This window comes from Nostoc sp. (assembly GCF_036917555.1).
In the GTDB taxonomy this organism is placed as follows: Bacteria; Cyanobacteriota; Cyanobacteriia; order Cyanobacteriales; family Nostocaceae; genus Nostoc.
On the sequence record NZ_JBALDD010000023.1, the window covers coordinates 46,770 to 71,472 of the forward strand.

The 24,703-nt window shown below is 42.1% G+C and carries 17 protein-coding genes and 1 riboswitch; of the genes, 11 read left to right on the forward strand and 6 right to left on the reverse strand.

What is annotated here, in order from left to right:
- Positions 1 to 22: 22 nt before the first annotated feature.
- The 3 genes from V7K60_RS08810 to V7K60_RS08820 all read right to left on the reverse strand — a co-directional run bounded on the left by V7K60_RS08810 (position 23) and on the right by V7K60_RS08820 (position 3,021).
- On the reverse strand, positions 23 to 838 hold the full coding sequence (locus tag V7K60_RS08810; RefSeq protein WP_334924692.1) for a creatininase family protein: 816 nt from the start codon (positions 836 to 838) through the stop codon (positions 23 to 25).
- A 92-nt stretch (positions 839 to 930) separates the two neighbouring features.
- Positions 931 to 1,482 (reverse strand): GNAT family N-acetyltransferase, encoded by a 552-nt coding sequence (locus V7K60_RS08815; protein ID WP_334924693.1) that lies wholly within the window; start codon positions 1,480 to 1,482, stop codon positions 931 to 933.
- 38 nt (positions 1,483 to 1,520) lie between these two features.
- A riboswitch (ZMP/ZTP riboswitch) is annotated at positions 1,521 to 1,605 on the reverse strand.
- 186 nt (positions 1,606 to 1,791) lie between these two features.
- Positions 1,792 to 3,021 (reverse strand): FAD-dependent oxidoreductase, encoded by a 1,230-nt coding sequence (locus tag V7K60_RS08820; protein ID WP_334924695.1) that lies wholly within the window; start codon positions 3,019 to 3,021, stop codon positions 1,792 to 1,794.
- 278 nt (positions 3,022 to 3,299) lie between these two features.
- Here V7K60_RS08820 and V7K60_RS08825 point away from each other — a divergent pair, with 278 nt between their 5' ends.
- The 10 genes from V7K60_RS08825 to V7K60_RS08870 all read left to right on the forward strand — a co-directional run bounded on the left by V7K60_RS08825 (position 3,300) and on the right by V7K60_RS08870 (position 20,035).
- Positions 3,300 to 4,010 (forward strand): pentapeptide repeat-containing protein, encoded by a 711-nt coding sequence (locus V7K60_RS08825; protein ID WP_334924697.1) that lies wholly within the window; start codon positions 3,300 to 3,302, stop codon positions 4,008 to 4,010.
- Between the two features lie 363 nt (positions 4,011 to 4,373).
- A complete protein-coding gene (locus V7K60_RS08830; RefSeq protein WP_334924699.1) occupies positions 4,374 to 5,849 on the forward strand; it encodes a pentapeptide repeat-containing protein in 1,476 nt (491 codons plus the stop codon).
- A gap of 115 nt (positions 5,850 to 5,964) precedes the next feature.
- On the forward strand, positions 5,965 to 7,041 hold the full coding sequence (locus tag V7K60_RS08835; RefSeq protein WP_334924701.1) for a pentapeptide repeat-containing protein: 1,077 nt from the start codon (positions 5,965 to 5,967) through the stop codon (positions 7,039 to 7,041).
- A 200-nt stretch (positions 7,042 to 7,241) separates the two neighbouring features.
- Positions 7,242 to 8,546: a P-loop NTPase fold protein gene (locus V7K60_RS08840; RefSeq protein ID WP_334924703.1), complete on the forward strand. Its 1,305-nt coding sequence runs from the start codon at positions 7,242 to 7,244 to the stop codon at positions 8,544 to 8,546.
- A 106-nt stretch (positions 8,547 to 8,652) separates the two neighbouring features.
- Complete coding sequence (locus tag V7K60_RS08845) at positions 8,653 to 9,042, forward strand: hypothetical protein (RefSeq protein WP_334924705.1); 390 nt, start codon at positions 8,653 to 8,655, stop codon at positions 9,040 to 9,042.
- Between the two features lie 94 nt (positions 9,043 to 9,136).
- Positions 9,137 to 14,032 (forward strand): nSTAND1 domain-containing NTPase, encoded by a 4,896-nt coding sequence (locus V7K60_RS08850; RefSeq protein ID WP_334924707.1) that lies wholly within the window; start codon positions 9,137 to 9,139, stop codon positions 14,030 to 14,032.
- Positions 14,033 to 14,627: 595 nt separating this feature from the next.
- The gene (locus V7K60_RS08855; RefSeq protein WP_334925508.1) at positions 14,628 to 14,831 is read left to right on the forward strand and encodes a helix-turn-helix domain-containing protein; all 204 of its coding nucleotides are present in this window, start codon (positions 14,628 to 14,630) and stop codon (positions 14,829 to 14,831) included.
- A gap of 4 nt (positions 14,832 to 14,835) precedes the next feature.
- On the forward strand, positions 14,836 to 17,592 hold the full coding sequence (locus V7K60_RS08860) for a PAS domain S-box protein (protein ID WP_334924709.1): 2,757 nt from the start codon (positions 14,836 to 14,838) through the stop codon (positions 17,590 to 17,592).
- A complete protein-coding gene (locus V7K60_RS08865) occupies positions 17,589 to 18,065 on the forward strand; it encodes a response regulator (RefSeq protein ID WP_334924711.1) in 477 nt (158 codons plus the stop codon). The genes V7K60_RS08860 and V7K60_RS08865 overlap by 4 nt, the downstream gene beginning before the upstream one ends.
- Positions 18,065 to 20,035 (forward strand): hybrid sensor histidine kinase/response regulator, encoded by a 1,971-nt coding sequence (locus V7K60_RS08870; RefSeq protein WP_334924713.1) that lies wholly within the window; start codon positions 18,065 to 18,067, stop codon positions 20,033 to 20,035. The genes V7K60_RS08865 and V7K60_RS08870 overlap by 1 nt, the downstream gene beginning before the upstream one ends.
- Before the next feature lie 391 nt (positions 20,036 to 20,426).
- Here the strand turns inward: V7K60_RS08870 and V7K60_RS08875 are convergent, their stop codons facing one another.
- The 3 genes from V7K60_RS08875 to V7K60_RS08885 form a co-directional block, all read right to left on the reverse strand.
- A complete protein-coding gene (locus tag V7K60_RS08875) occupies positions 20,427 to 20,993 on the reverse strand; it encodes a DUF2808 domain-containing protein (protein WP_334924715.1) in 567 nt (188 codons plus the stop codon).
- Positions 20,994 to 21,022: 29 nt separating this feature from the next.
- The gene (locus tag V7K60_RS08880; RefSeq protein WP_334924717.1) at positions 21,023 to 21,454 is read right to left on the reverse strand and encodes a DoxX family protein; all 432 of its coding nucleotides are present in this window, start codon (positions 21,452 to 21,454) and stop codon (positions 21,023 to 21,025) included.
- A gap of 68 nt (positions 21,455 to 21,522) precedes the next feature.
- Positions 21,523 to 21,879 carry a Spx/MgsR family RNA polymerase-binding regulatory protein gene (locus V7K60_RS08885; RefSeq protein ID WP_334924719.1) on the reverse strand — a complete coding sequence of 119 codons (357 nt, stop codon included), beginning with the start codon at positions 21,877 to 21,879 and terminating at the stop codon, positions 21,523 to 21,525.
- A 189-nt stretch (positions 21,880 to 22,068) separates the two neighbouring features.
- On the opposite strand from V7K60_RS08885, the gene V7K60_RS08890 reads away from it, so the two are divergent.
- Complete coding sequence (locus tag V7K60_RS08890; protein ID WP_334924721.1) at positions 22,069 to 24,243, forward strand: DEAD/DEAH box helicase; 2,175 nt, start codon at positions 22,069 to 22,071, stop codon at positions 24,241 to 24,243.
- The last annotated feature ends 460 nt before the right edge of the window (positions 24,244 to 24,703 follow it).

The window sequence follows — 24,703 nt, forward strand, 5'->3', positions numbered from 1 at the left end:
GTAAAATCGATAAGGTGAAAGATCATCCTTGCTGTAGTGGATCAACGGCAGCGGGTTGGAGATGGCTTAAATCAAACTGAGCAATTTGTTCAACCAACTCACTGAGACGACCTACAATGTGTTTAAGAATTTGTTCACCTTTTTGAGCAGTGGCGATGGTTGCGTCGCCCCAAGCACCAGTTTCACAGATATCCTGGCTCAACCAGCCGAAGTTTGCTGGCCCGAACGGACTCAGAAGCGAATCTTTTGACTCTAGGACAAAGGGTTTCAGTTTTGCTTGCTTCATCTGATCCCGCCTGACCAAATCCGGTTCGAGATGCAGCATTAGTGATGTTTCGATAGCACCTGCGTGCAAACCAAGACTCATCTCATAGTCATTGAAAATACCTTTAGGAACACCAAGGGCAAACCAACTTGTTGCAACTGCCAGCATACTATAGCGGCGGCGTAGCGCTAGAATTGCTTCGCTAATGACGGATTGATTGCCGCCATGAGAGTTTAGAATTAAGAGCCGCCGGATACCAACTGCTGTGAGGTTTGCTGTGAGTTGTTTGAAAATTTCCAGAAGTATATCAGGAGAAAGCGCCAAAGAGCCTGGAAAATCCAGATGTTCCAGGCTTTGACCAATAGTCTGCGTTGGGAGAACTAGTACATTAGCTGAATCAGTGCCTTCGGTCAAGAAGCACTCGATTATTCCGTTGACGATACGTGTATCAGTCCAAACTGGCAAATGTGGCCCGTGCTGTTCAATCGCACCTATCGGCAGGATAGCTATATTACTACTATCGAGATTTCCGAAATCAACCGTTGTGAGTTCATGCCAGTAGTACTTTGACATTGTTTAGGAGGGTATTTGAAATAGTACGGTAGAGTCTACTAAAGTTAAAACGGCTGTAAATGCAGTATGAACAGAAATTGTAGAATTGACTTCTATAGAAATACTAAAACTTTCTCGAAGACAATTGCATCAACCCACACATCTGAGTTGTAAATTAGTTCTCCCACTTGTTGATATCCTCGGCTTTTATAGAAAGACAACAGCTTTGGGTGTGTCTTCACTCCATCCAAGCGTACAGCAGAGTAACCGCGCTCAATGGTAAGCTTCTCAATAGCTTGCATACACCACGTTCCTAGTCCTTTGCCTTGCTTTGATGGAAGTATCGCTAGTTTATGTACGTATACTGCCGGAATATCTGATATCTGCCAAAGAATGTTTCCATACTTGATGTAGCTCAATGGAGCTGTTGTCATCATCTCAAGTGTGAAGGTACCAACTAGGTTCTCGCCGACTGTGACGGCGTAGACCTCTTGCTCCATAGCATCCTGGAGCATTTGCTCAAGCGGATAATTTGGTGGCATCCAGTGACTTAAACCGAAGCGGTCTTTCATATCAAGACCGCAAGCCACCAAGATTTGGTAAAGGGATGGAACCTCAGCTATGCTGACGTGTTGGAGACAGAGTTGTTTGCTATCGCTAACCATAAGCAGTTCCTCTAAAGACACATATTGCCTTACATCAAAGTGGCTGCCCAGGCGTTTGGCATAAGATTTCCACATGCTCCCTAGTAGTTTTTTCTACTTAAATCGCCAGTCACATGAGGGGGTTGATGGTTTTAGCTAATCTTTTAGCCATCAACAATATTAAATATATTAATCGGAATCTGCACTAAATGTTCCTAATTTATATAGAGAATTAGAACTTAGTCTACTGAGATTGAAATTTTACAGATGGATAATATTTGGGTTGGTGTTATTAACACATGCTTGCACTATTTTACCTGTGCCATGCCATCAGAAGTTGCGGAAGCCTTCCATGAAACGGCGGTCAATCCAATCTTTGTAACGCCACAAGAGTTTGTGGGGTGGTAAGGTAAAAGTGCTTCTGGTTGCAATCGCTCGTTTGTCTCCTGTACCAATTAAACTCAAATATTGTTTCTGTGGTCTATAAGGTTTGAGTGACTTACCTAATAAAATTCGCTGCAAATTCTCAAATAAAGGTTTGCCTTGCCTAACAGCAAATACCCCAGCTTTTGGACGGGGATGATTTACCATTGTGGCAATGTCACCAGATGCAAATATCTGCGGGTGCGTTTGAGATTGCAACGTGTCTTCTACCAAAATAAAACCTTGCTTATTAGTTACTAATCCAGCAGTTTTTAACCATTCGGGTGCTGAAGCTTGTGTTACCCAAAAAATTTTATTGCACTCTACTGTCAAACCAGATTCACATTTAATTTCAAATACTTCTTTATTTCCCCTCTCTGCTTGCGGAGAGAGGTTAGGGGTGAGGTTTTTAGGTGCAATTTTACACACAGTTTCCCCAATATGTAACTTAATATCTCGGTCAGTTAAAATTTGCTGAAGTTGATGCTGCACTGATTGATGATAATTGGGCATCAGTTCTTGTCCACGCTGGAATAAATGAATTTCTAGGTTTTGAATAGGTTGTTGAGTTTCATGCAAAATCCGATGTAAACGAGATTGCATCGATAGCGCTAATTCTACACCGCCAGCGCCTCCACCTACGATCGCAATCCTAATTGGTTCTTGAGGATTTCTATTTACAGCTTCAATTAGTTCATACCAATGCTCTAATAGCTGCGATACTGGTTTAGCTGCGATCGCATATTCTGCCGCACCTGATACAGACAGTATGGCCGGAGTGCTGCCAATATCAATAGACAGCATATCAAAATCTACCACAAGTCCGTTAGCACAAAGAACTTTGTTGTTTTTTAAGTCAAGGGCAACTACTGTGTCAATATACAATTGTACTTGAGCAAAGTTCGCCAAGGGTCGCAAGTCAATATGGCATTCATTGTGGCTGTAAAATCCGGCAATATGTCCTGGTAACATCCCAGAGTAGGCTGTCTCTGATGCTGTGGTAATCAGTGTCAAACGTACTCCTGTTAACGGTTTGATGCCGAACATTTTCATAACAATAGCATGGCTGTGACCGCCACCAATTAACACTATATTTTTAGCTATTGGTTGTATATTTTGCTGAACTTTAATAGTCATTTTTAGTTAATCAATGATTATAAATAAATCAAAATTATCATGACGAGAGTTAATTGTCAGTGAAGACTAAAGACTAGTGAGTATAACTGATTATTGGAAATGGCAAGAGTATGTATGCTTATATCTACTTACTCAAAAATATAATTTTCGATTTTGTTGGTTACATGAGGAGCTTTCAGTACTAACTATGTATTAAAAAATAGCAGACGCAAAAATTTTATTCCATAAAAAGTAGATATTGAAATTTATTTAAATTAATTATTAATGCTTTTAATGCCATGAAAAATATTTTATCAAAAACTTCCATCCAGCTATCAAAAATATTCCTGCAGATACCTATTTTCCAGGAACCAGTTAAACAAAATCAGCATCAGGTGCTAAAACGACGCTTCAGAATAGCAAGTGAACAGCTTGAAAATAATACTATAGAAACCAGTGTAGCTGTAATTAATGATTTAGAGCAAATTGCCTATAGTTATCCACAGTACCACTGGATAATCATAGATATTCTTACAACTTTTGTACGAAAAAATGCTCCTTATACATCCCAAGAGAAACTAACGAGCAACCTGTCAACAAAAATTCGTTTAGATATTCAAGCCGCGCTGACTGTTATCGCTAGAAGAGATGCAAACGAAGACCCAGTAAATGAGCAACTTGATTTGAGCTTCACAGATATGAAAGGAGCAAACTTGAAAGGGGCAAATCTACAACAGATAAATCTTTATCAAGCTAATCTAGCTGGGGCCAATCTCAGAGAAGCTAATCTAGCGGGGGCAATACTTAGTGCAGCTAACCTAGAAGGAGCTAATTTATATCTGGCAAACTTAGAAGGAGCAATCCTCAGTGCAGCTAACCTTTCTGAAGCTAACCTTTCTGGAGCTAACCTGCATCGTGCCAGTTTATATCTAGCTAGCTTAGATGGGGCAATTCTCTATGACACCATACTCGATGGCGCAAACCTCAGAGAAACCAAATTCTCTGAGTAATATCATATCCGCTTGATTGCTTTTTAAACGCTAAAAACTCCACCCCAGTAAAACCACGCTTTGTCTTCCCTACCCTTACTAAAGGGACGGGATTAAGGGGTAGAATGCAAGTCAATGAAAATTTTTTTCCCTACTCTCTAGTAGAGACACGATTAATCGCGTCTCTCCTCATTCCTTACTGCCAGCCTAATTCGTAATTCTAGTACCGCAAGCGTTTCTTTGTGTCGTGACGTAAAATTATATTCGATATCATTGCCTAGTTCAATGAGTGTTTTGACACCTATTATAATTTTCTGCTAAATGCTATACTATTTTTCCTCAACAGCTAAGTAATAATTCTAGGTTGTAAGGAAAATTTTTACCATGTCTTCTAAAAAGACAGACGCTCTTTTGAATTGGTTGATAACTTTAACAGTTATATTTGGCTGCTCGTTGACTGTAATTTTCTTTGTCTTGTCCAGTATTAAAGAATTGTCAATTCAAGAAAAAATTCAGTATAGAAACCAAGCTTTAACAACTACTGCAATAGTTTTTCTTGCATCGGCAGCAATGTTTAATACTTATTATGCAGCAAGGCGTGCCCAAGCGATGCAGAAGAGTGCGATCGCATCTGAGAAAAACTTAGAAATTGGCCTGCAAAATGCCAAACTCAATCAAGACAGATTAATTGCAGAGCGCTTTATGGGCGCAATTGCCCAGCTTGGCCATGAAAAGGTTGAAACCCGGACAGGCGCAATTTATGCTTTAGAAAGGGTTGCTCAGGATTTTCCTCAAGAACACTGGACAATTATGGAAATTCTCACTGCCTTTGTGCGCGAGAATGCACCCATCCAGCAGGTAAAAGGGGAGCAACAACAGCCGGAATATCAAGGAGCAATTTACTCAAGCAGGCGTAGAGGTGGGTCGCGTCCGACACCGCAGTTGGAGCAAAATCTCCATGAAGAATTCCCAAAAATATGCACCGATATTCAAGCAGCCCTGACTGTTATCGGTAGGCGTAATTTACTCGAAGACCCAAAAGATCAGAAACTTGATTTACGTAACACCGACATTAGACAAGCAGACCTGCTAAAAACTAACCTGCAACAAGCAGATCTGCGTGGGGCTGATTTGAGTGGGGCTGACCTGCGTGGGGCTGACTTGAGTGGAGCAGACCTTAGTGGCACTAAACTCATTAGGTCGATTCTTTATGAAACAAAATTACTAAAAGCTAGTTTATATGGAGCCAACCTTTGTTGGGCTAACCTGAATCGTACTAACCTCTCTGGAGCAAACCTGCGTTCAGCCAATCTCTCTGGTGCAAGTCTGCGTGCAGCTAATTTACAAGGGGCAAACCTTTATAAAGCTAACTTGCAACAAGCGACCTTAAAAGTCGCTAACCTCTCTGGAGCAAAGTTGTTTTTAGCTAACTTGCAAGGAGCAAAATTGGGTAAAGCCAACCTACAGCAAACAGGTTTGATTGGTGCTAATCTCTGTGGGGCTAACTTGAATGGAGCTAACCTTTCTGGGGCTAATTTGAATGCAGCCAAACTCCACCAAACAGAAGTCTATTTTGCCAACCTTTCGGAAGCTAGCTTAACGGAAGCTGACCTGTATCAGGCTAATTTGATTGGAGCAAACCTGTATAGGGCAACCTTTTATCAAGCTAACCTAACTCAGGCAAATCTCATGGGAGCTAACTTTTCAGAAGCTAATCTCAGTGATGTCAAACTGGAAGGGACTATTTTGACAGGAGCGAAAAACTTAGAGATGGAGCAGATTAGAGAGGCACTTGGCGATCGCACCACTCGCCTACCTGATTATATCGAAGCACCGACACATTGGCGGCAATCGGGTTAAGTTAAGTTATCACAGCATCATTAGTTATTTGGGCGTATTCTACCGTTTTCATTTAGTACTATAGTTTTGACAAAAAATCTCCGTAACAATTCTGGAGATGAGGAAGACTAAAGCTATGTCTGATAATAAGACAGACCCTCTGAGAAATTGGTTAATAGTTCTACCATTTATATTTATTCTTTGCTTATTTATTGTTTTTTTAGCTTTTGTGAATGTTGAAGGTTTATCAACAGAGCAAAGGTTAGATTATGGAATTAAATCTTTAACAACTACTGGAACAATTTTTGTTGGAATTGCTGTATTCATTAATGCGTTCTATGCAGCTAAACGTGCAGAAGCTATGGATAAAAGTGCTGAAGCTGCAAATGAGAGTGCTAAAGCTGCACTCCAAAATGCTAAAGCTGCACAAGACAAGCAAATCACAGAGCGCTTTGCTAAGGCAATTGAACAGCTTGGAAATGAAAAGATTGAAGTGCGATTAGGGGCAATTTATACTTTAGAACGAATCGCTAAAGATTCCAAAGATGATCACTGGACAATCATGGAAGTCCTCACAGCTTTTGTGCGAGAAAATGCGCCTTTGAAAAAAGACGACGAGCAGGAATCACCAAAAATTTGCACCGATATTCAAGCAGCCCTTACCGTTATCGGACGACGCAATTGTAAGAATGACCTGGAAAATCAGAGATTGAACTTAGATAATATCAATATTAAGAGAACACAACTCAAGGGAGCTAATCTGCAAGGGGCAGACTTCAGGGAAGCTAATCTTCAAGGGGCAGACCTCAGGGAAGCCAATCTGCAAGGGGCAGACCTCAGGAAAGCTAATCTGCAAGGGGCAGACCTCAGGAAAGCTAATCTTCAAGGGGCAGTCCTTTGGGAAGCTAATCTTCAAGGGGCAGACCTCAGGAAAGCTAATCTTCAAGGGGCATTCCTTTGGGAAGCCAATCTGCAAAAGGCAGTCCTTTTGGAAGCTAATCTGCAAGGGACAGAACTCACGGAAGCCAATCTGCAAGGGGCAAAGCTCTGGGGAGCTAATCTGCAAGGGGCAAAGCTCTGGGGAGCCAATTTGCAAGGGACAGACCTCTGGGGAGCCGAAAATCTAGAACAACAGCAGATTGAAGAGGCAAAAAGCGATCGCACAACCATCCTACCGGAAAATCTTCAACCACCCGAACGTTGGAAAGGTTAATCAGCTATTTCAGACTTGTGTATACGCCGTAGCCTCGCTTGTGAGGAGGGGTTGGGGGTGGGGTTCATCTGAATTCTGTTTAATTAAACAGACAAAAATAATCACTCAATCTGAAGAAGTTTTTTCCGAAATAACCGCTTTATCGTCTGTATAATCACTGAAATAGGCAAGAGTGTCAGGCTGATTTCGGGTAATTTGTGATGAAACTAGATTTAGTCAGGTTTTTTCAAGCTTGCAACCCCAGTAAAACTCTGGTCGTGAGCAAACCGGAGGATAGACAATATTATATTGATTTCTCTAAAGTGCGTGGTGCCAAGATTATTGAAGAACTTGGGCGAACTATCACCCGCCTTTCACCTGAGCAACCCACTTGTCAATTGTTTACCGGACATATCGGTTGTGGCAAATCCACTGAATTACTGCGGCTAAAGGCAGAGTTAGAGCAGCAGGGATTTCATGTGGTTTATTTCGAGTCTAGCCAAAGCCTGGATATGGCTGATATTGATGTTACAGATATTTTATTAGCAGTAGCTCGTGAGGTTAGTCAAAGTTTGGAAGCAATCAAAATTAACCTCAAGCCAGGATACTTTAAAAATCTGTTTACGGAAATTTCTGAGTTTTTGCAAACGCCGCTAGATATAGGCGTTGAGGCTGAATTATCTGTAGGTATTGCCAAGATTACCGCCAAAACTAAAGATAGTCCCAAACTTCGCGGTCAGTTACGGCAATATTTAGAACCGCGCACCAACGGCATTTTAGAATCAATTAACAAGGAATTGCTCAAGCCTGCTAGAGAAAAACTTAAGCAGCAGGATAAAAAAGGACTGGTGGTAATTATAGATAATCTTGACAGAGTGGATAATTCTCAAAAACCTTCCGGTCATTATCAGCCAGAATATCTCTTTGTAGAACGGGGCGAACAGTTAAACCAGCTAAATTGTCATGTTGTTTATACCATTCCGTTAGTGTTGATTTTTTCCAACGCTTTAGGAAGGTTAACAAATCGCTTTGGCGTAGACCCCAAGGTTTTGCCGATGGTTCCTGTGGAATTACAAGATGGTTCGCAATTCTCACAGGGAATTGTACTGCTGCAACAGATGGTTATGGCCAGGGCTTTTCCTGGTGTCAGTTGGGAACAAAGTCAGAATTTAATTACTGAGGTTTTTGATAGTCCTGATACTTTAGAGCGACTTTGCCAAGTTAGCGGTGGTCATTTGCGTAACTTGTTGATGTTATTGTTTCGCTGTCTTCAGCAAGAAGACCCACCTTTGTCGCGGGAGTGTGTGGATAGGGTGATTAAACAACGCCGCAATGAGCTAACTTTGGCAATTACCCCCGATGAATGGGAATTACTGCGTGAGGTGGCGCAAGACAAAAACTTAAGAGGTCATGAAAGATACGAACTTTTGCTCCGCAGTATGTTTGTATTTGAATACCGGAATGAGGATGGTTCGTGGTTTGATATTAATCCGATTTTGGCAGAAGCCAAGGAATTTAGGTTATAAATCGGCTGTAGAAGAAGCATAGAGTTGTACGCCCTTTACCTATCAGGTATTTTATGAAATGGTACAACGTTAGCGGTGTCAGCAATTACGGGAACCGTATCAACAAGTGCAGGAGCTATATCAGCAAGTACGGGAGCTATATCAGCAAGTGCGGGAGCTATATCAACAAGTGCGGGAGCCATATCAACAAATGCGGGAGCCATATCAACAAATGCGGGAGCCATATCAACAAATGCGGGAGCCATATCAGCAAGTACGGGAGCTATATCAACAAGTGCGGCAGCCATATCAGCAAATGCGGGAGCCATATCAACAAATGCGGGAGCTATATCAGCAAGTGCGGCAGCCATGTCAGTTGTCATTTTCATTACTACAGCTTTTTACAACAGCAGAAATCGTCCGTCGTCCTTCGTGCCTGCTGCCTGCTGCCTCACTTCGACTCCTTTGGACTCCCTTCGACTCCCTTCGACTTCGCTCAGGGCAAGTCGCTCAGTGACCACCTGCTTGGTTGTTGAGCGTAGTCGAAACACTGCCTCCTGCCTCAAAACCCGTAGCTTTGTACTTCATGCAAAAGAAAACTGCTTTATGTTATGACTAATCAGCAAGAACCGGAAAATTTAGCCTTTGACAATGAGAGTTCATTAAAAACTTTAGTCAGAGCAATTACCTTTTCTCAAGGGCAATTTTCGCTGATTATATTGCGCTGTAACTATACTGCTTTAGGTCAGCGGATGGCAGAACGGTTGCACCAAATCTCTCCTGTGGAAATATGCGAAATTACCTTACCTGCATCAGTCAAAACGCTTTACACAAATATACGCGAACAACTGGGAGATGAACAGCCACCTGCGTTGATGATTTTTGGTTTAGAGTCGGTTAAAGATATTGATACAGTTCTGACTTCAGCTAACCAAGTACGGGAGGAGTTTAGAAAGAACTTCCCGTTTCCGATATTGTTGTGGGTTAATGATTCAGTTCTGCAAAAATTTATTCGATTAGCAACTGATTTAGAAAATTGGGCAACTATTATTGAGTTTAAAAACCCTACTGATGAGTTAGTCAACTTCCTTCAACAAAAAAGTGATGAAATCTTTGTAGGTGATGTAACGCCCAATCCCCAAATGTGCCGAGAACTAGAAACCGCCCGTCAATATTTGCAAAATCGAGGAGAAGTATTAGAAGCAGCACTTCAAGCAAGTTTAGAGTTTTTGCTTGGTTTAAATGATTATCTACATGACCAGATAGATTCTGCTATAGCACATTATCAACAGAGCTTGGGGTTCTGGCGACAAAGTAATTATTTAGAGCGACAAGGTATATTACTCGTTAATATTGCTTCAGCTTATAACCGCCAATCTGAAAAAAAACAAACAGAAAATCAACGTTATTGGCAAGAGTCGAGAAATTACTTTCAGCAAGCTATTGATATTTTTGAACAAGCACAACGTTCAGATTTAGTTGCAAAACATATTACTAAACTAGGTGAAGTTCTGCGAGATTTGCAAGCATGGCCAGAGTTGCAAATCCTTGTTGAAAAATCTCTACCGCTACATCAAAATTATGGCACACCGTTGCAATTGGCTAAAGATTACAGTTTTTTGGCAGAATTAGCCTTAGAGCAGTCACGCTGGGATGAAGCTCATCAACTTGCGGGGCAAGCATTGCAAATATTAGCTGATATACCTAATTTACAACCAGATCAATTTGGGTTGTATCGGTTTATTTTAGCTAAATCTCAACAGGGTTTAGGTCAATATCAAGTAGCAATTAATAGTTTCAAATCTGCAAAGTTTGAAAGTAATCATCAGTACAACCCACAATTATATATATCTATATTAGAAAGGTTACGCTTACTCTACTTTGAACAAGGTGAATATCTAGATGCTTTTAATATTAAGCAAGAACAATTACAAATTGAACAGCAGTATGGCTTTCGCGCTTTTGTTGGTGCATCTTATCTCAACCCGCAGCGACAGGCAATTAGTTCCGCACAGTTGCAAGTAGAAAATCCTGAAACCATTGCTCAAGAAATTGCCGCTTCTGGTCGGGGACAAGATGTGAAGCGGTTGCGAGAAAGAATTGGCGGGACTGAGCATAAATTGACTGTAATTCATGGTCAGTCAGGAGTGGGGAAAAGTTCAATTTTGCAGGGTGGATTAATCCCGGCGCTGCAACAGCAAGCAATTGGTGAGCGAGATGCTTTACCTATTTTGTTACGAGTTTATACAGATTGGGTGGGAATGTTGGGGCAGAGTTTAGCTAAGGCTTTTGAGGAAGTCAGAGGTAATCAATTATTTGCTAATCTTGATTCTTCAGCAGCTATTTTAGAACAATTACGAAGAAATGCTGACCGGAATTTGTTGACGGTTTTAATGTTTGACCAGTTTGAGGAGTTTTTCTTTGTTTATCCAGACCAAGGACAAAGACGAGCATTTTATGATTTTTTACGAGTTTGTCTAGATATTCCTTTTGTTAAGGTAATTCTGTCTTTGCGGGAAGATTATTTACATTATTTGTTAGAATTAGACCGTCTATTTAATTTGACTGCAATTAATAATAATATTCTCGATAAAAATATTCGCTATTATTTGGGAAACTTTTCGCCAACAGATGCTAAAGCTGTTGTGCAGAGTTTAACAGAACGCTCTCACTTTTATTTAGAGCCTGCATTGATTGATGAATTAGTGCGGGATTTAGCAGACGAACTTGGCAAGATACGCCCCATTGAGTTACAAATCGTCGGAGCGCAACTCCAAACAGATAAAATTACAACTTTAGAACAATATCTTCAATCAGGAACAAAAGAAAAACTGGTTGAGCGATTTTTAGAAGAAGTTATTAAAGACTGTGGTTCTGAAAATGAACTCTGTGCCAGAGTAGTTTTATATTTACTAATAGACGAAAAAGGTACTCGTCCTATCAAAACTTTCGACAATTTAGTAGAAGATTTAAAAACAGCAGATATTGTCTCAGAAGAAAAAAAATTAAATATAGTCTTAAAGATTTTAGTTGATTCGGGGCTTGTGTTAAATATTCCAGAAGACTCTGCTGACCGATATCAACTGGTTCATGACTATTTAGTGTCTTTTATCCGGCAGTCCCAACAAGCAAGAGAATTAGAAAAACACAAAAAGGAGAAAGAAAAACGACAACACACTGAAGCAAAACTCAATCGTGTTCTCAAACGACAACGAAACTTAGCCATCGTTGGAGGCACTATGATGTCCATTCTGGCAGTTCTAGCAGTAGGATTGGGAGTGTGGGCAGAATCTGCAAGGCAAAAAACAGAATCTGAAAGGCAAAAAACAGAACAAGCTGAGACAATTGCTATTAGTAAAGCTTCGGAAGCACTTTTTGCCTCAAATCAAAGGTTTGAAGCACTTAAACAAGGCATCAGAGCAGGTAAAAAACTCCAACCTACAGCCTGGGGAAAAACCGATTTTGAAATTCGTACCCAAGTTATAACGGCATTACAGCAGCCAGTTTACTGGTTAGTAGAGCGCAATCGGTTGGAAGGGCATGAAGGTCTTATTTGGGGCATCAGTTTATCACCTGACGGTAAGATGATTGCCTCAGCTAGTTATGACAACACTGTAAAACTGTGGAAGCCTGACGGTACATTACTAAAAACCCTCAAAGGGCACAAAGATAAAGTCTTAAGCGTGAGTTTTTCACCTGATGGTAAAATGATTGCTTCAGGCGATTTCGATGGCACTGTGATACTTTGGAACCTCAACGGTATTCTATTAAAAAAGTTCAAAGCTCACGATACAAAAGATAGCAACGGAATTTATGGGCTAAGTTTTTCTCCCGATGGTAAGATTTTTGCTACAGCGAGTCGGGACAAGACTGTAAAACTTTGGCGGAGCGACGACGGTAGCTTCATAAGAAAACTCCAAGGATATAAAGATGGAGTCACAAGCGTGGCTTTCTCACCTGATAATCAGACTATTGCTACGGGTAGTCGAGACAAGACAGTGAAATTGTGGACACGCAGCGGTAAACTACTCAAAACTTTTAAGAATGCCCATGACGATTTTGTCTGGGCTGTAGCTTGGTCTCCGGATGGCAAGACAATTGCCACTGCTGGTCGGGATAACTTTGTGGAAGTTTGGAAGCCAGACGGCACACTGCTAAAACTTTTTAAGGGACATACAGACAGAGTTTTAGATGTCAGTTTTAGTCCAGATGGCAAGATAATTGCTTCTGCCAGTCAAGACAAAACAGTGAAGCTTTGGAAGCTTGACAAAAAGCCTGACGGAAAACTTGACGGTACTTTGCTGGCAACCCTTTCAGGACATACTAATGGGGTTTATGCTGTTCGTTTCTCACCTGACTGTAAAACTCTTGTTTCCGCAAGTGCTGATACTACTATAAAAATTTGGCAACTTGATGCTGGAAATTCCTCAGTCACTTGTGCTAACACTACAATTAAAGGTGGTCGGTTGGGAAGTGGCGTATTAAGTATCCTCAATTCTCATAGCAATAAGGTTAGTAAGGTGAGTTTCTCACCCGATGGCGAAATAATTGCCTCTGCCAGTTATGACAAGACGGTGAAACTTTGGAAACCTGACGGCACCTTAATCAAAACTCTTGAGGGACATAATAATGAGGTTAATAGCGTAACTTTCTCACACGATGGCAAAATAATTGCCTCTGCTAGTACAGATAAAACTGTGAAGCTCTGGAAGCGGGACGGTAGTTTTATTAAAACCCTTAGTGATTATAGCGACAAAATATTGGATGTGAGTTTCTCACCTAATGGTAAGTTCATTGCTGCGGGTGGCGTGGATAATACTGTGAAAATTTGGCAGCAAGATGGCAACGGCAATTTTGAAACCTTGCCTTACCGAACTCTCAAAGGTCATCGTGATTGGGTAAGAGGTGTAGCTTGGTCGCCGGATGGTAATTTAATTGCTTCAGCAAGTGATGACAACACAATAAAACTTTGGAAACGTAATGGCAAGGAGTTTAAAATCTACAAGACTCTGACGGGGGAGAATGGGCATAAAAGTTGGGTCTACAGCGTTAGCTTTTCACACGATGGCAAAATGATTGCCACGACCAGTAATGACAAAACGTTGATACTTTGGAAGCAGGACAGTCAGGGTGAGTTTCACTGGTACAAAAAGTTGAATGGGCATAACGATGAAGTCAAGAGTGTTAATTTCTCAGACAAGGATAAAATCATTGCTACAGCCAGTGATGATAAAACTGTGAAACTCTGGAAGCCAGATGGCACCTTGATCAGAACTCTTACTGGGCAGGGAAATGAGATATTAAGTGTGAGTTTTTCTCCCAATAGCGACATCCTTGCCTTGGGTAGTGCTGATAACACTGTGATTCTGTGGCATTTAAAGCAGCTAGATTATTTAGATAAGCTAGATAATCTATTGGCACGTGGCTGTGATTGGTTACATGATTATTTGCAGAATAACTCGAAAGTGAGTCAGAGCGATCGCCATCTCTGCGACGATATCAAGTAAAAGTCAAGGTATGTCTGGCGACAAATTGAGTCAGCGTCTACGCACCTTCTAAAATTATCTCAGGCGATCGCCATCTCTTCTCTAACCCCCTTCTCCTCTCATGGGATGATGAAGTAAAAAGGGCTGGGGATTGGGGATTGAGTAATGTAAATAAGCAGGGGGGCGGGGAGCAGGGAGCAGGAGCAGGGGAGAAAAACCACGCACAAGGGGTGGGGCTTTTACCAAGGGAGAAAAGGAGCATGGGTGCTTTCGCGCCACTTGCGGGCGAGGTTTGTACCTTTTTTCCTGCCCCCCTGCCCCTGCCTCTTATCAACAAGTGCCTAAAATTACAGCCAATCATTTTTAAAATATTCTCTAAGTAAGAGATAATAAATAGGACACCTGTTTTATGCTAATTATCCTATGAGGATATAAATACACAGATGTCTGTAACAAAGCGGCTGGAAATTAAACCTCTTGCAAAAATCCTTGAATCACCCCTCCCCAACCCTCCCCTTGTAAAGGGGAGGGGGCAAGATTTCAAGTTTCCCCCCAATATATCGGGGGGAAAAAGGGGGGTCTATTCGACTTATGCAAGAGGTCTATTTTAGATTTCATTTGGAAACTTCATCAGCAACTCAATCTTTCTCAGAAACAGTTTGCTGCTAAAGTAGGAGTTTACTTTAAAACAGTTAATCATTGGAAAAATGAGCATACAGTCCCTTCACCCATAGCACTAAAACTAATAGAAGAAATGTTACGGCAGATGGGTGAACCCGGCAAAAGGCTGCTAAACCAGTATTTTCCAGAAGCAGAGTAGAGTTATGGCTCATAAAGTCAGAACAGCTGAACCCAAAAAGATTTTTGCTGGCGGTAGAAACAAGGGCGCAATCATTCGGGAGCAACTGCTGCACTATAGTATTGCTTTGCTATCCGTTGCCTTAGCAGTGGGAATAACGCTGCCGCTCCGTCCATATTTCACCGCAGCACCTGCGGCACTATTTTTGGCTGCGGTGATGGTGAGTGCCTGGTACGGGGGTTTCGCACCAGGACTACTTGCAACTGTTTTGTCTACTTTGGTAATCAACTACTTGTTTCTTCATCCGCTCTCTCCGCTGAAGATTACAAATCTGGAGATTTTAGTGCGGCTAGTCGTGTTCATGATGACAGCGGGGTTAATCATCTGGCTCAACGAATCACGCCGCACAGCCCAAAGAAAAGCTGAAGCGAGCCTGAAGTCACTACGCGAAAGCGAGACACGGTTTGGTCGCTTAACCGAGTCTAATATTATTGGGGTAATTGTGGCCGATCTCAACGGCTTAATCATTGAAGCCAACGATGCCTTTCTACAAATGCTCAATTATACACGCGAGGATTTGCGTTCTGGTCGAATCCGCTGGGGCGAGATCGTTCCACTCGAATACATTGAGGTAAGTGAGCGATCGATTCAAGAACTGACAATTACTGGGAGTTGTAAGCCCTTTGAGCAGGAATACATCCGCAAAGACGGCTCTCTAGTTCCGGTTCTACTTGGTTTTGCTAAACAGGGAGATCGGACAATCATTGGTTTTGTTCTTGACTTAAGCGAACGCAAACAAGCCGAAGCAGAAGCCCAGCATCGCTCCCGCCAAGCAGAAGTTGCCCAGAGCATTTTGCAAATGCTCCTAGAACATGTCCCAGAGGGAATTACGATCGCTGGCGGTCCCCCTGATTTCCCAATCATTGCTAACAGCAAACTCGCGCAAGAGCTTTTGGGCAGAGCGAGTGAATCTCTCGTTGGCATATCTTCTGAGTCTTATGTTCAGCTCTACAATCTGTTTCTCGCTGATGGTGTAACGCCCCTCACCTTAGAGCAACTACCTTTATACCGTGCTACGCGCTATGGAGAAATAATCCGCGATCAAGAATACATCATTGAACGTCCAGATGGTACTACAATTACAGCGATCGCTAATGTCGTACCAATTCGAGATTCCCAAGGTCAGATTATTGGTGCAATAGATTGCTGGCGCGATATCACCAACCGTAAGCTCATAGAAGAAGCACTGCGGCAACGAGAAACAGAACTTCGTTTAATTACAGATACGCTGCCAGTTCTGATTTCCTTTGTAGATTCAGAACAACGCTACCGCTTCAACAACCGAGCTTATGAAGAGTGGTTTGGGTATCCGGCGGCAGATATCTATGGAAAGCATCTTTGGGAAGTTGTGGGTGAACCCGCTTATGAATTGCTTCGTCCTTATGTGGAACAAGTACTAGTAGGAGAGCAGGTAACATTTGAAGGTCAAATTCCCTATAAAGATGGTGGCACGCGTTACATTAATGCCATTTATGTTCCCCAGTTTAATAAACAGGGAACAGTTGAAGGGTATGTGGCATTGATCACTGACATTAGCGAACAGCAAGCTGCGCGACGCGAACGCAAGTTGGCAGAAGAAGCGCTTCGTGACAGTGAGGAGCGATACCGAATTTTAACGGAAGTGTCGCCACAAGCAATTTGGATGGGCGATCGCGATGGTGGTATTACCTATTGCAATCAATACTGGTTAGACTATACCGGACTGACAATGGAGCAGACCGCTGGCTATGGCTGGATTTATGTGATTCACCCCGATGACCGCGATCGCGTCTTAAAAACTTCGATGCAGGCTGTTGCTAACGCTACAGACTACGAAGTAGAAATTCGCTTCCGTCAAGTTTCTGATAGTAGCTATCGTTGGCATATTGTCCGGGGTTTACCATTTCGAGATCAAAGCGGACAGATTCTCAAGTGGGTGGGCATCGCTAGCGACATTCACGATCGCAAAGTTGCCGAAGCCGCCCTGCAACAACTCAATGAAATGCTAGAGCAACGAATTCAAGAGCGCACTGCCCAACTCGAAGCCGCGAATAAGGAACTCGAATCCTTCTCCTACTCAGTTTCTCACGACTTGCGGGCACCACTGCGCCACATCGCCGGATTTGTCGAATTGCTTCAGAAGCGCCATAGCTCAACAAGCTTAGATCAAACCAGTCAGCGTTATTTGAAAATAATTGCCGAAACTACCAAACAGGCAGGAATACTGATCGATGAATTGCTGACATTTTCTCGGATGGGGCGCACGGAAATGCGCTATATCAACCTGAATATGGAGGAATTGGTACAAGAAGTAAAACGCGACTCGATCGCACAAACCCTAGGACACACAATCCATTGGCACATCGAGCCACTGCCAGAAGCGCAGGGCGACCCCTCCATGCTGCGACTGGTGCTTCGCAACCTGATAGGCAATGCCGTAAAATATAGCCAGACTCGAAATCCAGCAGAAATTACTGTTGGAAGTACTGACAATGAAAACGAAGTTGTCTTTTTTGTACAAGATAACGGCATAGGCTTTAATATGCAATATGTTCACAAGCTATTCGGAGTATTTCAACGCCTGCATAGCGACCCACAATTTGAAGGAACAGGTGTTGGATTGGCAAACGTGCAACGCATTATTCATCGGCATAATGGTCAAGTTTGGGCAGAGGCTGTAGTTGACAGTGGCGCCACTTTTTATTTCTCACTGCCTAAGTTGTTGAGAAAGGAGAGTGAATGAAAGAACTCAAACGAATTCTGCTGATTGAAGACAGTGCCAACGATGCAGAGTTAATCCTCGCCGCCTTGTCAGAAAACCATCTCGCCAATGAAGTAGTGGTGGTACGTGATGGAGAGGAAGCACTGGATTATCTTTATCGCCGGGGGTTGTTTCGGTTGCGGATGGAAGGGTATCCTGTTGTAGTACTGCTCGATTTAAAACTACCTAAAATCGATGGACTAGAAGTGCTGGCAGAACTCAAATCTAACCCAATAATGCGAGTGATTCCAGTCGTGGTACTTACCTCTTCCCGTGAGGAGCCAGACCTACTTCGATGCTACGAGTTAGGGGTGAATGCATACGTTGTTAAACCAGTAGATTACCATGAGTTTGTCGATTCTATTAAAGGTGTTGGACTGTTTTGGGCAGTGATCAATCAGCCTCCCGTTGGTGCTTTACCTCCAGCGCCTCATCGTCAACAGGAGAGCAACTGATGAATGTCCTCCGTTTTCTCCTTTTGGAAGACAGTCTGTTAGATGCAGAGCTAGCCCAAGCGATGTTAACTGAAGGGGGAATTAATTGCGAACTGATCAGAGTTGAAACCGGCGCTGATTTCCTAGCTGCTCTGGAATCAGAAACTTTCGATTTAATTCTTGCCGATTATGCCCTGCCATCTTTTGATGGAATTTCTGCCTTGGAAATTGCCCGAAATCGTTGTCCAGAGGTTCCTTTTATCTTTGTTTCTGCTGCACTGGGTGAAGAATTAGCGATCGAAGCTTTGAAGAACGGTGCAACCGATTATGTATTAAAGCAACGACTAGGGCGGTTAGTTCCCTCGGTGCAACGGGCATTACGGGAAGCGAAAGAGCGGCGTAAGCGCAAGCAAGCAGAGGAGTCTTTACAGAAGAGTGAAGCCAAGTATCGCCGAATTGTTGATACCTCTTATGAGGGAATCTGGATGATTGACTCTGAAGCCCGAACAGAGTTCGTGAATCAGCGAATGTTGCAGATGTTGGGTTATCCGGCAGCAGAAATACTCGGTCGTTCTATATTTGATTTTATGGAGCGGGCTGATGATATAGCAGCAGCCGAAGCGAAACTGGAGTGGTTCAGGGGAGAAGAGAGCGATCTCAAAGAAGGGCGATTACGCTGCCAGGATGGTTCGTACATCTGGACACTGATTTCTGCGAGAGCGATTTTGAATGAACAGGGTGAGTGTTTAGGTGCGATCGCCATGCTAACTGACATCACCGATCGCAAACGCACCGAATCAGAACGCGATCGCCTTTTGCAACTTGAGCAAAGAGCCAGGGCGGAAGCTGAGGCTGCTAATCGAATCAAAGATGAGTTTTTGGCAGTACTTTCCCACGAATTGCGATCGCCATTGAATCCAATTCTCGGTTGGGCAAAACTGTTACAGAGCCGGAAATTTGATGAGGCATCGCTCAACAAAGCCCTGAAAACTATTGAGCGCAATGCCAAATTACAAGCTCAATTAATTGAAGACTTATTAGATGTTTCTCGCATTCTTCAAGGCAAACTCAGCCTTAACATGATCCCAGTCGATTTGGTATCTACCTTTGAAGCCGCAATGGAAACAGTGCATTTGGCAGCAGAGGCTAAAACCATTGCGATTGAGACGATGCTCGATCCAACTGTAGGGAAAGTTTTGGGTGATTCAGCCCGCTTACAGCAAGTTTTCTGGAACCTTCTATCGAATGCCGTCAAGTTTACTGAGACTGAGGGAAAAATAAATGTGCAATTGCAGCGCATCGATGCTGAAGCGCAGATTACCATCAGCGATACAGGTAAAGGCATTCACCCTGACTTTTTACCTCATGTATTTGACTATTTCCGTCAGGGTGATAGTACAACAACTAGAAGGTTTGGTGGATTAGGGTTAGGTTTAGCGATCGCTCGTCACTTGATTGAGATGCACGGGGGAACGGTTGGGGCGGAAAGTGCTGGCGAGGAGCAGGGAGCGATTTTCACAGTTAGGTTGCCGCTAATCAAGGACGGTGCGATGCTCGAGGATGACACAAATACTGATTCCTCAACTGTCGCTTTTCCCTCCTCTCCCCTGATGGGTTTACAAGTGCTGGTTGTGGATGACAATGATGATACCCGCGACTTTTTCAGCTTTGTACTGGAACAGTTTGGCGCGATCGTCACCGCAGTAGCATCAGGATATGAAGCATTACAAGCGCTAACCCAGTCAAAGCCAGATATCTTACTCAGCGATATTGGGATGCCAGAGATGAACGGCTATATGCTGATGCAACAGGTGCGGAATCTGGAAGCAAAAATTGGAGGAAAAAAGATGCCTGCGATCGCTCTGACTGCTTATGCAGGCGAAATCAATCAGCAGTACGCACTAAGAGCAGGGTTTCAACAGCACATCGTTAAACCCGTAGCACCAGAGGAATTGCTCATGGTGATTTCTAACTTAGTCCAATCTACTTAGGCTTTGTGATCAACCTGAGTAATTAGATGAACTGGCTTAATGTTACAGATTTTAAATTATTCTTCACAAGTAATATCATGTCCGCATAATTAGTTATGATTCCCACAGTCATTGCACCCCACACCTTAATCCCCTCCCGAAGAGTGGGGAGGGGTTCCGGTTATTATGGTTAGTTACCCAGACATCATATGATTCCATTGCTGTAAGAATTACGCATTTCCCGAAAAATCAGAGTACACGTCAGCGCTCAGGAAAAATACAGCTAATTTTTCCGGAATCTTCAGAAGTATTTAACGAAAAAGCTTGATGGTAAGCCGTTTCGTATTGTTTAAGACTCTTGCCCGTTTTTATAACACAACTTTTAGAAAATGTTCCCTATTCCCTATTCCCTCTATGGGAATAACCAACTTCCGCTATTGCTGTAGAACTGAAAGCGTCCAAAGCCAAGAAATTGACCGTGAGACTTTTCACCCACAGGGAATGCTGTAACACCCAATAAGTAAACACCAGAAAAGCTCGGATTACTTACAGGGCGGAGGGCGATGGTAATTGTCTGTCCTGGAGTTACAGGCGGGTCAAAGTTTACAGAAACCGTGCGTGTGTCGCGCTCGTTTGTGACTGGGCCTAGTTTCAGTTGTGTTTCTTTGTGAGCGCGTGTGCCGACAAATGCACGGGTATCATCAAGATGGTAGCGGATGTTTTCTGATCCCTCTTTTTGGGCGATCGTTACCTTCTGGAGGGATTCTCCAGCATTTTCTGGCACATTGATGGTGAAATAGTAAGTTGCGCTCAAAACATTAACATCTTTGTAAGTAGTTATCGCTTCAACAAGTTTCGGCGGTTGGACGAAATAGACAAGGCCATCTCTAAGCTGCACAGCTTGAGTCACCGGAAGCGTAACTTCTCCAATGCCTATTGCTAACGAGAGTGTTATTCCAAACAAAGTTGTGAGGCGCATGATTCAGATATAAAAAAACGCACTTATTCTCATTCTAGTTCCTTGGGAATCATTGACTTAGGAATGATAGAAGCATGTTTTTCCCCAAACGAAGATTTTGTGTACCACCAAGCCCAAGCAATTAAAACGGCTTGAAAAGGAAGTCTAATTACGTGTACCCAAGGTGAGTTTGGTATATGTTCTAGCTGAATGTGATTAACCGCCATATTGATATTGGCAGGGAAAACCGCAATAAAAAGAGCAATAAGTCCCCAAGCAGCAGCTTGACTTACAGGCGGAACTAATAACCCAATACCACCCAAAATTTCATAAAAGCCACTGAGATAAACTAATCCTAAAGGGTAAGGAAGTTGGGGTGGCATAATTTTGACATAAGGTTCTGGAATTACAAAGTGTGTCACTCCAACCACAATGATCGATATAGCAAGGATCACACGTAATATTTCCTTATACTTCTTCATGGTTTTTGCCTCATTATATACTTGCTCTATTACTTCAGTTTGACTGACGGATGTTAATCTGCATTGAGTCAATAGGAGTAAAAACTGAAAATACTCATTCCCTCATCTCTAAAGCCAACCAGCACAGCTGTTCCATCTTTGACGAAAAGTGGGCGTTTGAGCAGCATTGCGTCGTGAGTGAATGCATCAACCCACTGTTCATCAGCCCAAGTCTTCTTTTCATCTCCTAAAGCGCGGTAGGATTGACCAGAGGTGTTTCGCATGGGAGCAAAACCCAAAGACTTTACCCAGTTTTGAATCATCTCACGAGTCGGCGGAGTATCTTTGGTGTTGATAAACTCATGGTTAATGTTGTTGTGTTGGAGCCACCTCAAAGCTTTTTTGCAAGTGCTGCAATTGGGAATTCCGTAGACTTGAATAGACATAAAACAATTAAGCAACAATCTTCATATATGACATAGTAGGTGGAACTTCTGCCACCAATGCTCTTGTCGTAGATATTCTACGATAGAAATTTAAGGGTAGCGATCGCTTTTAGCAATCGGTAATTCCAAGCATGGAACTCTCTGAAATACCAAGGAGTAATTTTACTAACACTTTCATCCATAAAAAATATGAGCGATGCCTTTAGCCGACTTGCACCCTTCATCCAAGAATATATTTATCATCACCAGTGGACTGAATTACGTCCAGTTCAAATTGCCGCTTGTCAAGTTATATTTGACACTGAGGCTCACTTGCTAGTTACTGCTGCAACTGCTGCTGGTAAAACAGAAGCAGCCTTTCTGCCAGTTTTGACTCTATTACATGCCAACCCTTCGGCCACAATTGGCGCATTATATATTAGTCCAATCAAAGCTTTAATTAACGATCAATTTGAGCGTCTCAACGACTTACTCAAAGAAGCAGATATTCCAGTTTGGCACTGGCATGGCGATGTTTCACAAACTCGAAAAAACAAGCTTTTAAATAATCCTCAAGGCATTCTCCAAATTACCCCAGAATCTCTAGAAAGTTTGTTAATTAACAAAAATCAAGACCTACCTCGCTTATTTGGTGATTTAAGGTTTGTCATCATTGATGAAATTCACGCCTTTATGGGTTCAGAACGCGGTTGTCAAATTGTTTGCCAATTACAACGTTTAGCAAAATTGACGCAAAAACAACCGCGTCGTATTGGTTTATCAGCAACTCTTGGTGATTACTCAATAGCTGAAGAGTGGTTGCGTTCAGGAACAGATAAGCCAGTTATTACACCCAAAATTGATGGCATCAAACGGCAAATAAAACTAGCTGTAGAACATTTTTATATTACTGATGAAGTAGATGAATCAGAGGTGACAACTGATGAACAATATATTTTCAACCTTAGTAAGTCTCGCAAATGCCTGATATTTGCTAATAATCGCACACGAACCGAATCTGTAATTGCATCTTTGCGACAAATTGCCACAGAACAAGGATTACCAGATATATATCATGTGCATCATGGGAGTATATCTGCTAGCTTGCGGCAAGCTGCTGAAAATGCAATGCGTGAACCCAATAATCCAGCTGTTACCGCCGCCACTCTGACTCTAGAATTAGGCATAGATATCGGGAATTTAGAGCGAGTGATTCAGTTAGAATCACCCTTGTCTGTAGCTAGTTTTTTACAGCGCTTGGGACGCAGTGGTAGAAGAGGTGAAGCTGCTGATATGCGTTTTGTATGCGCTGAAGATAAGCCATTATCAGAAGCTTCTCTCCCAGAACAAATCCCCTGGCAACTTTTACAGTGTATTGCGATAATTCAACTTTATTTAGAGGAAAAATGGATTGAACCAATTAGACCAATTAAATATCCTTTGAGTTTGCTTTATCACCAAACAATGAGTATTTTAACAGCTGCAGGAGAAATTTCAGCTAATGCCCTAGCTAAACAAATTTTTAGCCTGCCGCCCTTTGCTGCCATTTCCAAAGAGGATTTACAACTATTACTACGCTATTTAATTGATATTGGTCATATTCAGCATACTGAACAAGGTAAATTAATTCTGGGTTTGGCAGGAGAAAAGGTGGTGAGAAAATTTCAGTTTTATGCTGTCTTTGCTGAACAGCAAGAATACATTGTTAAGCAAGGTGCAACAGAAATTGGCAGTATTGTCACACCGCTTCCTGTTGGCAATCAATTTGCTTTAGCTGGCAGAACTTGGGAAGTCGTAGAAGTTGACTTTAAAAAGAAGGCTATTTTTGTTAAGCAAGCTGAGGGTAAATCTAGTATTTATTGGCGTGGTGGTGGTGGAACTATTCATACCAAAGTTTTGCAACGAATGCAGCAAGTATTATTGGAAAATATTGAGTACAGTTACTTGCAAACAAATGCTTTGCAACGTTTACATCAAGTTCGCCAATTGGTGCAGCAAGTTGGATTAGATAAGCGGAATGTTTTGCAATTGGAAAAAGGGAAATGCTGTATTTTTTCTTGGATGGGTACGGTTGCTTATCGCACCTTAGAAAGATTACTCAACTCGTACTGCCGGGAATCGTTGGAAATTACAAGTATTGGTGGAGTAAATCCCTATTATTTGACAATTAAATTAGGCAAGGATAAATTTAAATATCTTTATCGTGAGATTACTTCCTTATGCAAACAAAGAATTACTTCAGAAGATTTAGTTAGTACTTCAGAAGCACCAGAAATTCAAAAATATGATGGTTTTATTCCTCATCCACTTTTACGGAAAGCTTTTGCTAATGATTATTTGGATATGATAGAACTGAAACAGCAAGTGGCACTGTGGAGAGATTAAATTAATCCATCTTTAAGTTGCATAATCCTTAGCCTCAGAAATACGCTCTTACGCAGAGAATGGGAGACACTAGGATGCGGAATGATTATTAGCTTAAACTCCCTATGTCTTTACATACGCCGTTCATACAGCATATCGCTCATTTATTAAGAATCTCAAAAATTCTATTTTTTCGTTTACGTATTTTTATTGATTTCAGTGCTTATTGAAGGTGACTACGATAGAGCGCATAACAAATATGACATACACTCCATTCTGTAGCGTGTTTGTTATCACTCAACTGCAAATAGGTAAACTTCTTGGTTAATTCTAATAGAAAACTAGGTTGACCAAATCTATCTTCAAAACTATCCAAGTCAAAAATTAAATAATTACTGGTGAGGTTTTTTATAAAAACCCAGTGCCATAGGTAATTATTTTTTGTTGATATCTACAATTTTCCACTTATTTGAAAGTAACA

What these genes read in the sequence shown, in the direction of transcription:
- V7K60_RS08810 (WP_334924692.1), bottom strand. Translation starts at nt 838, where the DNA reads ATGTCAAAGTACTACTGGCATGAACTCACAACGGTTGATTTCGGAAAT.
- V7K60_RS08815 (WP_334924693.1), bottom strand. Translation starts at nt 1,482, where the DNA reads ATGGTTAGCGATAGCAAACAACTCTGTCTCCAACACGTCAGCATAGCT.
- V7K60_RS08820 (WP_334924695.1), bottom strand. Translation starts at nt 3,021, where the DNA reads ATGACTATTAAAGTTCAGCAAAATATACAACCAATAGCTAAAAATATA.
- V7K60_RS08825 (WP_334924697.1), top strand. Translation starts at nt 3,300, where the DNA reads ATGAAAAATATTTTATCAAAAACTTCCATCCAGCTATCAAAAATATTC.
- V7K60_RS08830 (WP_334924699.1), top strand. Translation starts at nt 4,374, where the DNA reads ATGTCTTCTAAAAAGACAGACGCTCTTTTGAATTGGTTGATAACTTTA.
- V7K60_RS08835 (WP_334924701.1), top strand. Translation starts at nt 5,965, where the DNA reads ATGTCTGATAATAAGACAGACCCTCTGAGAAATTGGTTAATAGTTCTA.
- V7K60_RS08840 (WP_334924703.1), top strand. Translation starts at nt 7,242, where the DNA reads ATGAAACTAGATTTAGTCAGGTTTTTTCAAGCTTGCAACCCCAGTAAA.
- V7K60_RS08850 (WP_334924707.1), top strand. Translation starts at nt 9,137, where the DNA reads ATGACTAATCAGCAAGAACCGGAAAATTTAGCCTTTGACAATGAGAGT.
- V7K60_RS08860 (WP_334924709.1), top strand. Translation starts at nt 14,836, where the DNA reads ATGGCTCATAAAGTCAGAACAGCTGAACCCAAAAAGATTTTTGCTGGC.
- V7K60_RS08865 (WP_334924711.1), top strand. Translation starts at nt 17,589, where the DNA reads ATGAAAGAACTCAAACGAATTCTGCTGATTGAAGACAGTGCCAACGAT.
- V7K60_RS08870 (WP_334924713.1), top strand. Translation starts at nt 18,065, where the DNA reads ATGAATGTCCTCCGTTTTCTCCTTTTGGAAGACAGTCTGTTAGATGCA.
- V7K60_RS08875 (WP_334924715.1), bottom strand. Translation starts at nt 20,993, where the DNA reads ATGCGCCTCACAACTTTGTTTGGAATAACACTCTCGTTAGCAATAGGC.
- V7K60_RS08880 (WP_334924717.1), bottom strand. Translation starts at nt 21,454, where the DNA reads ATGAAGAAGTATAAGGAAATATTACGTGTGATCCTTGCTATATCGATC.
- V7K60_RS08885 (WP_334924719.1), bottom strand. Translation starts at nt 21,879, where the DNA reads ATGTCTATTCAAGTCTACGGAATTCCCAATTGCAGCACTTGCAAAAAA.
- V7K60_RS08890 (WP_334924721.1), top strand. Translation starts at nt 22,069, where the DNA reads ATGAGCGATGCCTTTAGCCGACTTGCACCCTTCATCCAAGAATATATT.